Here is a 2,919-nt window from a genome sequence, read left to right on the forward strand (position 1 = left end):
CTTCCGGCGTGGGCTAGTCGCATCCGCGCCGAGCGGAACGCGCGCCGCTGGTCTCAACGGGATCTAGCTCGGGCGATGAGTGCTCATGCCGAGGTGCCGACTGATGACGAGCCGGGTCGAAAGCTGGACATCGAGAATGTCCGCCGACGCCTGATTGATTGGGAAAAAGGCCGAAACGCGCCAGATCGATACCATCAGGCATTGATCGCGCGGTCATTCAATACTGTCACCGCGGCGTTTTTTCCGGAACAGGAGCGGGCCAGGCGTGAGGCAGAACTAGCCGAGTCGCACGGACAAGATACGTTTACGATTGTTCAGCGACTTCAGCGGTCTGATATAGACGGCGCTACGCTCGACGCGCTAAGAATCACGATCGATCAACTATGCTGTGACTATGCGACAGTTCCGAGTCGACAACTAGTTGACCAGGGACACCGATGGCTACATCACGTCTCTGGCATGCTGGCTGGCTCGTTGACCCTGAGCCAGCACAGAGAGGCAATGGTGCTCGCGGGTTGGCTGGCACTATTGGTGGGTTGCGTCGAGTGGGACATGGGGCGCGCAGCAGATGCGGAAAAAACGCGTCGGGCTGCATTGTCCCTGGCAAGAGAAGCTGAAAACGCGGAGCTTGCCGGGTGGGCCCATGAGATGAAGGCGTGGTTCGCTCTCACCGGCGGGGACTTCCGTGGCGTTATCGCTGCCGCCAAGGAGGGCGCCGAGCTGGCGCCGAGTCATGGTGTAGCTGTCCAGTTGTCCGCGCAGGAGGCCAAAGCATGGGCACGCATGGGGGACCGCCGGCAAGTTGAGCTCGCGCTCGAACGTGGGCGACAGCAGCTCGAACGGCTGCCGTATCCAAATGATGTCACTAATCACTTCGTGGTCGATCCGGCTAAGTACGATTTCTACGTCATGGACGCCTATCGGATACTTGGTGAAAACGAGCTAGCCAAGACGTATGCTGATGAAGTCCTCCGAGCCGGTACCGATTTCAGCGGTCGAGAGACGAGCACGATGCGAAACGCCGAGGCGCGTATCACCCTAGGAGTTGTCGCAGCTCGGGAAGGGGACCTAGAGACGGCACTGTCATATGGGAATCAAGCAATTGATAGCGACCGGCAATCGGTCCCGTCGCTCCTGATGGTGTCGAGCGAATTGGACGCTGTGGTAGCAGAGAGATTCCCTGCCGAGCCGGATGCGCAAGAGTACCGGCAGCGACTAATGCAACTCCGCTAAAGACACACTTCCCCCACGGAACCCGGCAACAACAGGAACCCGTGTGAACCGCCCGGCCGTAAGGCCAGGCTGCCACCCTGTGAAGCACGCTCACATCTGCCCACAAGACGGCAACGGATGCTGTGGTCATGACTCGGATGGCGATCTACGTCGGCGGTCCGCTTGATGGTGAGCAGGTCTCGGCGGCACGCAGGCAGAGGTCAGCGAACAACTAGCCAGAACACGCCGTACGGCGGTGGTGACACTCCGCCTCCAAGGACTGACCTACCGAGAGATCGCCGCTCACACCGGCGACACCCCCGCCATCGTCGGTCGCCTCCTCGCCGACGCCGCAACGGTGAGTGGGACGCGGCCCGGGCCGCCGCCGGGCTGCCCCCGGACCCGAAGTCTCGACCCGCACCCGGTTGACATGCTCCCCTGGCTATATGACGACCGTTACCGCAGGCAAAGCCACAACCGCAAATCAATGTTGAAAAGCGCTAAGGTGACTTTCTGCAAGATTCCGGGCGCCTATCTCTGAAACGCTCGTCCGATTCCAGCCGCAACAAAAGAAATAAAAATCGCTACAGGCGTATAAAAAATCACCCCAAAAATCCAATAATTCTCGCCCCGGTTGACTATTTCGCCCAAAATAAAGACGCAGCTTGCTGCAGCGGCAGTGCATATTCCTACTCTGGTCCATGACAGACTAGTAAGTCTAACTCCAACACCAAAAGAAACTGCGCCAAGAAGGAGCAGGGATAAGCCAACATGCAATTCGCGAGCAGCCCCCCAGGGCAATAGTACGATAGACAGCAAGATGGAAGTGAAGGCAACTGTGGCCACCTGCCAACCTATTAATTTAGCCGTCAGGCCTTCCATTGCTAATCCTAGAGGCTTCATAGGAGTAGAATTATGCTTCACTGAGCCGCCCCAGGTGTCCCACCTGCAACCACCCCTGCGTAGTACGCCTGTGCGCGCCCCCGGCAGTAATCAAGGTATCCAGTCGTGTCTCCTTGAAACGTAAAGTCGCACTGCTGATCCAGATCGCGCTTAAATTGGTTGTCGCAGCCAGCTTTATTAGCAGATCGATCATAGCAAAGATCGTGTCGAGCGCAAGGGCCTCGAAAGTCTACAGTCCTCCTCTTTAGTTGCTTATTGTTGATTACTGGCTCATCTGAAGACCAAGTACAAAAGTCATGCCTCGGTCCCAGTTTAGGATTGTACACATACTCCGGAGGCACGGGTACTGCACTTGCAGCGAAAGCAGTACCCGACGACAACGAAAACATGAGAATTCCAGCGCAGAGAGCGCATGATAAAATCAGCAATTTACGCAAAATATTCCCCTCGGGTTAATAGTTCGCATGGGACTGCACCGATCATGCCCTATGGTCTAACTCACAGCAACCCCCACCGAGCTCCAAGACCGCCCCGGGTTCCCGCGCGTCAGCGCGGGAACCCACAACAGGACAGGGCGAAGCACCACCGCTTCGGACCGTCATGGCGGGTGTCCTCACCCTCGGCGGGGCTGCCGAGGGATGCAGGGGCCCACTCAGCCACGTGTGCGCGCCACTGAGCTTTTTTCAACCTGTTTTCACAGGTCAGAGCTTGGTGGATCGTGTCTCTGACCCCTGACGGCAGCTCAGGGGGGACGGTCGGCGAGTTCCTCCCGGGACTGCTTCCGGTAGCGGCGCACGATGAGTG

At 58.0% G+C, this 2,919-nt stretch carries 2 protein-coding genes; one reads left to right on the plus strand and one right to left on the minus strand.

The window, feature by feature from the left end; all coding sequences use genetic code 11:
- Window positions 1-1,233, plus strand: a 1,233-nt coding sequence (locus Ae505Ps2_RS29145; protein WP_139320303.1) for an XRE family transcriptional regulator, incomplete at its 5' end; no start/stop codon positions are given.
- Window positions 1,234-1,743: 510 nt separating this feature from the next.
- Here the strand turns inward: Ae505Ps2_RS29145 and Ae505Ps2_RS31545 are convergent.
- Entirely contained in the window at window positions 1,744-2,094 is a 351-nt protein-coding gene (locus Ae505Ps2_RS31545) for a hypothetical protein (protein ID WP_139317316.1), read from the minus strand.
- Window positions 2,095-2,919 lie beyond the last annotated feature (825 nt).

This window comes from Pseudonocardia sp. Ae505_Ps2 (assembly GCF_001932425.1).
GTDB lineage: Bacteria > Actinomycetota > Actinomycetes > Mycobacteriales > Pseudonocardiaceae > Pseudonocardia.